4 protein-coding genes and 2 pseudogenes are annotated in these 6,032 nt (G+C 64.4%); 3 read left to right on the top strand and 3 right to left on the bottom strand.

The annotated features are described in order from the left end of the window. Positions 1-383: 383 nt before the first annotated feature. The 3 genes from ACFFN1_RS13880 to ACFFN1_RS13890 form a co-directional block, all read right to left on the bottom strand. The gene (locus tag ACFFN1_RS13880; RefSeq protein ID WP_376841432.1) at positions 384-965 is read right to left on the bottom strand and encodes a hypothetical protein; all 582 of its coding nucleotides are present in this window, start codon (positions 963-965) and stop codon (positions 384-386) included. Further along, positions 955-1,665: a TetR/AcrR family transcriptional regulator gene (locus tag ACFFN1_RS13885; protein WP_376841433.1), complete on the bottom strand. Its 711-nt coding sequence runs from the start codon at positions 1,663-1,665 to the stop codon at positions 955-957. The genes ACFFN1_RS13880 and ACFFN1_RS13885 overlap by 11 nt, the downstream gene beginning before the upstream one ends. Before the next feature lie 163 nt (positions 1,666-1,828). Further along, positions 1,829-3,010 (bottom strand): acyltransferase family protein, encoded by a 1,182-nt coding sequence (locus ACFFN1_RS13890; protein WP_376841434.1) that lies wholly within the window; start codon positions 3,008-3,010, stop codon positions 1,829-1,831. 332 nt (positions 3,011-3,342) lie between these two features. Between ACFFN1_RS13890 and ACFFN1_RS13895 the strand changes: the two genes are divergently transcribed. From ACFFN1_RS13895 to ACFFN1_RS13905, 3 genes and pseudogenes are all read left to right on the top strand, one after another. Continuing rightward, complete coding sequence (locus ACFFN1_RS13895) at positions 3,343-4,170, top strand: alpha/beta fold hydrolase (protein ID WP_376841436.1); 828 nt, start codon at positions 3,343-3,345, stop codon at positions 4,168-4,170. Positions 4,171-4,485: 315 nt separating this feature from the next. Then, a pseudogene (locus ACFFN1_RS13900) lies at positions 4,486-4,575 on the top strand (transposase); the annotation flags it as partial. Between the two features lie 91 nt (positions 4,576-4,666). Beyond that, positions 4,667-5,852, top strand: a pseudogene (locus ACFFN1_RS13905) (IS3 family transposase). Positions 5,853-6,032 lie beyond the last annotated feature (180 nt).

A 6,032-nucleotide genomic window follows, 5' to 3' on the forward strand; every position in this document is an offset into this window, starting at 1 on the left:
ATAGCACCTGAGAGGTGCCCCTTTCTTGGCCGGGAATGTTGACTTATAACATCACCATTTTCCCAGTTCAGGAGGGGCATTTCCATTCCACACGCGGCTCGATCCTGCTACTTACATCGGTGGATCAAGGCTAAGACAGACGCGCACGTGGCTGGCGTCGGTGCATATCAAGATTGCCCGCGGCGAGTAGGAGCCGCCTGAGGTGCGTGCCGCTCGTCTAAAAGCCGAGGCCGAAGTGGAGCAGGCGCGGCGGTCGGCTCTGATCTGCAGAGCGAGCACTGTCTCGACGTTGCTGACGCCCTCTGCATCGAGAGCAGAGTCCACGCCGCCGTTATCATCGTCTTTGAAGCGCCGTGAATGAGTGTTCCGACCCATCGAGCCGATCAGTCGTCGAGCAAGGGGTTGTACTTCATGCTCAGACTGCGTTCGAGCCCGGCGGCTCCGGCCAGGAAGATGAGCGCCAGGTTCGCCCAGCCCGATAACGTCAGTGCCGGGACCTCGAACGACGGCAGTCCGATGAGCGGCGTCAGATTCCCGGCGAGGTTGACCAGCTGGGGAAGCTCGATCCCGAGCACGGCCAGTAGTACGACGAGCGAGATCCAGCCGACGACCCGGCTCGTGGTGGGGTGAGCGTGACCGATCCGCGCCCGCCATGCCTCAGCCGTTCCGTCGGCCGGCGAAAGCTGCACCGTGTCGCCGGCTTGGCCCTGTCGTAGTCGGACGTATTTCATGCCGACCTGAGCGACCGCGGCCTCGATCCGCGCGCCACCGCCGATGTGGAACGTGGCACGTCGGCGAGCGGTGTCGACCAGTCGCCCGTCCTGGTAGAGGCGGATGCGCTCGTCCAGGTCGAGATAGTGAGCGTCGACGACGTAGGTCGACCCGTTGTGCTCGGCCTCGAACCGGCCCCGCACCAGCCCCTCGGCTCGCCGTAGCGGCCGCAGTACCGCGGGGTCATGTGTCAAGGTCAGCCTCCGTGCCGTTCGCCGTGTTCTTGCCGAGCCCGCAGGCCAGCGCCGCGTCTAGGGCCCGGTTGGCCTCTTCAGACCCGAGATGGCCGTGCAGGACTTCAACCGCGAGCCCTCCGGCCGTCGCGAGCAATCCATCAGAGAGCGTCTCCGGGGACGTGGCGCCGGCTGCTTCCAGCTCGGAACCGGGCCCGCGTAAGACGAGCGCTACCTGATCGATCAGCAGCCTGCGCAGCTCTGCGTGACCCTCCAGCAGGGCCCGCCCCAGCGCCGGCTCGGTGAGCGCCAAGGCCTCAAACATCGTGACCACACGGAGGTCTCTGAAGTCCTCGGGACTACGCGGGATCATCGTGCGGAGAATCGCCGTGACCACCTCCGCAGGGCTCGGCTCGACTGCCGCGAGCGTCGCCTCTACACGAGAACGCGCCCTATCCTGCACAGTATCGAAGCACGCCTGCACTAGGCTGGCGCGGTCGGTGAAGTAGTGCTGGACCCTTCCCGGGGACACGCCCGCGGTAGCGGCGACCCGCCGGAACGTCAGCGACTCGACGCCCCCCTGCTCGACTGCCGTGCCCGCTGCGTCGACTATCGCCTGCCTGACCGCATCGTGATCGCGTCCGCGCCCTCGCGCCACAGCCCATCTCCCATCTTTCACCAATGCGATACAAGTGTATCGAGGTGTATGCGCGATGTCCACCGACCTCAAGCAGGCGCATGACGGTAACGGGGTTGACAACAGCGCTGTACGGTCTTGGCGATTGGAACGGCCGGCCGCCAGGCGCTGTGTCAGCGGTCGGCCACTGCCGACCCTCGCGACCCTGTCGCGAAGGACGCCGGGCATTGAGGAGCCGCGAAGCCTGTCACATGATCTTCTTTACTCCCGGGATCGTGCGCACGGCGGCGAGCAGCCAGCAGGCTGGTACTGCCAGGAGGAACAGAACGCCGAACTCCGCGATCGCCGGAGCCGTGACTTCCCGGAGCATCAGCGCAAGGCCGACCAGGATCGCGGGATGAATGACGTAGACGGTGAACGCGTTCGCCGACAAGAACCTCTGGATCGGTCCGGTGCCCGGCGCGAGTCGTCTGAATATCACCAGCACTACCACGCTGAGCCCAGCGCCGAGTGCGGCCGTGAGGACTCCTGCCGCGACGGCAGAGACACGAGGATCCGGCGACATCATCCCAGGCGCGAGCACTGCAAGCGGGAGCGCAGACAGGACCGCGCTCATCGCGGCGACTGAGGTGGGCACATGTTCCAGCCATCGATGCCGGGACGCGAGCACGCCAGCGGCAAACATCAACGCGTACTGCGGAAGAAAGGACGGCGTCGGCAGGCCTACGACCGGCCAATGAGTGCCGTCGGGAACGATGAGCCGCCAGGCCGCCCCGGTTGCAGCCATGACGGCCATGAGTGCGAGGAGCAGGCCGACGGCGACTCCGGGTCGAAGTTCGGACGCGGCGTCCCGGGCAGGACAAGGGGTTCCGCGTGCGGCGCGGTAGATGGCGTAGATCAACGAGAGCACCAGCAGCACTTCGAGGAACCAGGCCGGTCCCGCATCGATGGTGCGCAGGTAGTGCAGAGCGTAGGACGGTCGGTCCGGGTCGAGTAGCCAGGAGTGGAAGTTCGCATGTGGGCGCACGATCAACACAAAGCCGAACAGCGGGAGACCAAGACGGATGAGCCGATCCCGGGTGAATGTGCGCGGTCCGTGTCGGTCGACCGACACAGGAACGAAATAGCCCGAGATCAGGAAGAATAAACCCATGAACCAGGTCTGGTTCAGCACAACCAGCGCGTCTAGCGCATAGGCCGACGGATCCTGCGGGGGCTCGTTGTAGAACCAGACGGGGATGTTCCCGTAGGTGACCGCGCAGTGGTGCGCGATGACCAGGACGGTCACTGCCACCCGGACCGTGTCAATCCACGGCAGTCGAGGACGGGCAGCGGCCTCGGCGCGGTGCGGCCGACGCAAGGTCGGTTGAGACTCTCCATGCATCAGATGGGCATCCTGTCTTTCTCGTGCGGTGAATGGTCGCGGCATAGCCGAGTTGGCGTGGATTGCTGTGGCGTAAGCAGGCGACCCTGCAGGGCTTTACCCGCCGAGATCCAACCTCGGTCTGGGGGCTGCTGGCTTAGCCTTGAGTGCGCCCACAATACTACGATACAGTCGTATCGATCAGAGTGTGAAGTCGATGAGGCTGGCCCTGGCGGTGGCTGGCCTCAGCGTGCCTCCCACCCGGGAGGAGATCTAGTCCCGGAAGCCATGTCCTCAGGTGAGCTCGCTGCCGATTTTGACTCCGCCGACACGCTGCTGAGGACGGCGTCTCCACCGCCGAACAACGCTATTTCGCCGAACAACAAGATAGGAACCCGATGATCGCTACCGAAGGCTCTGACTATCAGCTCCGCGTGCCGGACGGAGAACTCCACATCCGGGACTTCGGAACGGGCACCCCTGTCGTGCTGCTGCACGGCGGAGCACTCGACAGTCGGATGTGGGAGGAACAGATCCCCGTGCTGACTCGGGCGGGGTACCGCGTGGCAGCATTCGACGCTCGCGGCCACGGCCAGTCCACGTTGCCGACCACGTCCTTCAGGCAGTGCGACGATGTCGCGGCGATCGTGCGGCACCTCGATGACGGGCCTGCCGTGCTGGTCGGCCTGTCGATGGGAGGCGCTTCTGCCGTCGACACAGCACTGGAGCACCCGGATCTGGTCCGGGCTGTTGTCGCCGTTGGCTCCGGCACGACTGAGCCGGCCTTTACGGACCCCTTCGTCCTGCGGATTTTCGAGACCTGGCAGCACGCGCAGGAGAACAACGACATCGAAGGCTGGCTCGATGCCTTCCTGCTCTTCGCTGCCGGCCCGCACCGCGGGCTCGACGAGGTGGATCCGGAAGTCGTGAGCCGTATCCGCCGAATGGCACATGAGACTGTGCTCGCCCACGCTCGTCCGGAGGCGGTGCAGCCGGAGCATGTGGTGGGATCCTGGGAGCGCCTCGGGGAGATCGCGGTGCCGGTGCTTGCTATGCTCGGCGAACTTGACGCTTCCGATCACCGGGAGATGGGCATGCGCCTGGCCTCCTCCGTGCAGAAGGGGCGGAGCAAGGTGATCGCCAGCACTGCACACTACCCGCCGATGGAGCAGCCTGACGCGTTCAACCAGCTGCTGCTGGAGTTCCTGGGCTCTTTGACCTGTTGACCTGACCAGCTGTCGGCTGGGGAGAATCTTCGGGCCCAGCGCCGGCCTGCTCGTTGTCGCCGCAGTGCTCGCAGGAATGCCGTACTTGGTTCTCAAGACTCTGTGGATTGCCAGGTTCCTGATTCAGCGTCGTCTCCGCGCTGCCGGGCTCCGAGGTCAACAACCTGCGCCACATCGTCGGCAACGCGGTGTTGATCGCTCTGGTGCTTCTGTCCTTCGCCACGGCATTCACGTACCTGCGCTGGCGACTCCGTGCCAGCACCCATATCCTCATTCGCCTCGCCGAGCGATCCATCCACTGCTCAGCTCGGGCGGGTCGGGATCTTCCCCGACCGAGCCAGCATTATCCGCCTCGTCGGTGCCGTTCTGGCCGAGCAGCACGACGAACGGGTAGAAGGCCGTTGCTAGTTCGGATTCGACGTCCTCGCACGCTCCCGGGACTGCTGATGGTTTGGTTGACTTCACGACTGGATAGATTCCAGGAAGGTGAGAGGTCATGCCCAAGATCTATACCGATGAGTTCAAGCAGTCAGCGCTCGAGCTCGTGGGCGACGGAATGTCCCAGAGGCAGGTCTGTGCTGACCTCGGGATCTCGAAATCTGCCCTGCAGGCCTGGGTGCGCGATGCTCGCTTGCGTGAGCACGGCCTCGAGCCCGCGCGTGATCCCGAGGAGTCACGCGCCCAGGCGGCAGCGCTCAAACGCATCCGCGAGCTGGAACGAGAGAATAAGATCCTGCGTGAGGCGGCAGCGCATCTCTCGCAGGCGAACTTGAAGCTCGGTGGCGCTCACCCACAATGATGTACCCGCAGGTACCGTGATCTTGCTGCCACCGGCGTGCCGGTGGCAGTGACGTGCGCGGGTGCTCGGCTTTACCACGCAGGGGTTCTACAAATGGTGTGCGAATCCGGTCTCAGCCCGGGACTGGGAGGAGGCGCACCTGCTCAATGCCGCCTACCGCGTCCACGCCGATGATCCTGAGTTCGGGCACCGGTTCATCGCCGATGAACTCGCAGCGTCCGGTCACAGGGCCTCAGAGCGTCGTGTGTGGCGACTGTGCTCCCAGGAGCAGTTGTTCTCTCACACGATCAAAAGACCCCGGAAACACGGCAAGAAGCCCGGCCCGCCGGTCTGTGATGACCTCGTCAAGCGCGACTTCACCGCGAGTTCGATCAACGAGCTGTGGTTGACCGATATAACGGAGCATCACACCGGTGAGGGCAAGCTCTACATGTGCGCGGTCAAGGACGTGTTCAGCAACAAGATCGTCGGCTACGCCATCGACGCACGGATGAAGTCCCGCCTGGCCGTCGCTGCGATCGAGGACGCTGTGGCCCGTCGCGGCGGGCCACGCGCCGCGGCCGGTTGTGTGGTGCACTCGGACCGCGGGTCGCAGTTCAGGTCGCGGAAGTTCCAACACGCCTTGAAGCGTCTCGGTCTGGTGGGGTCAATGGGTCGGGTCGGGGCGGCTGGGGACAATGCGGCGATGGAATCGTTCTTCGCTGTGTTGCAAAAGAACGTCCTCGACCGGTACCGATGGGTGTCGCGGGCGCAGTTGCGCACGGCGATCGTGCACTGGATCGAACGGACCTATCATCGGAAGCGTAGACAACGGCGTTTGGGTAAACTGACCCCGGTTGAATACGAACTGGTTCACCACAAGGCCGTCGCCCTGGCGGCCTAAACCCCGGAGTCAACCAAACCTTCAGCAGACCCGTTCGTGCGGGAGAAAGGCGGGAAGAAAGAACTCGACGAAGCCGGGCTTGTCAACTTGAGTGTGTATGGGGCGGTTTTCACAGGTAGGGTTCCATGCGGTCGGGGAAGGCCACAGCGAGCTGGGCCAGGGCTTGTTTCCAGTTCGTGG

Source organism: Brevibacterium otitidis (assembly GCF_042429315.1).
Taxonomy (GTDB): Bacteria; Actinomycetota; Actinomycetes; order Actinomycetales; family Brevibacteriaceae; genus Brevibacterium; species Brevibacterium otitidis.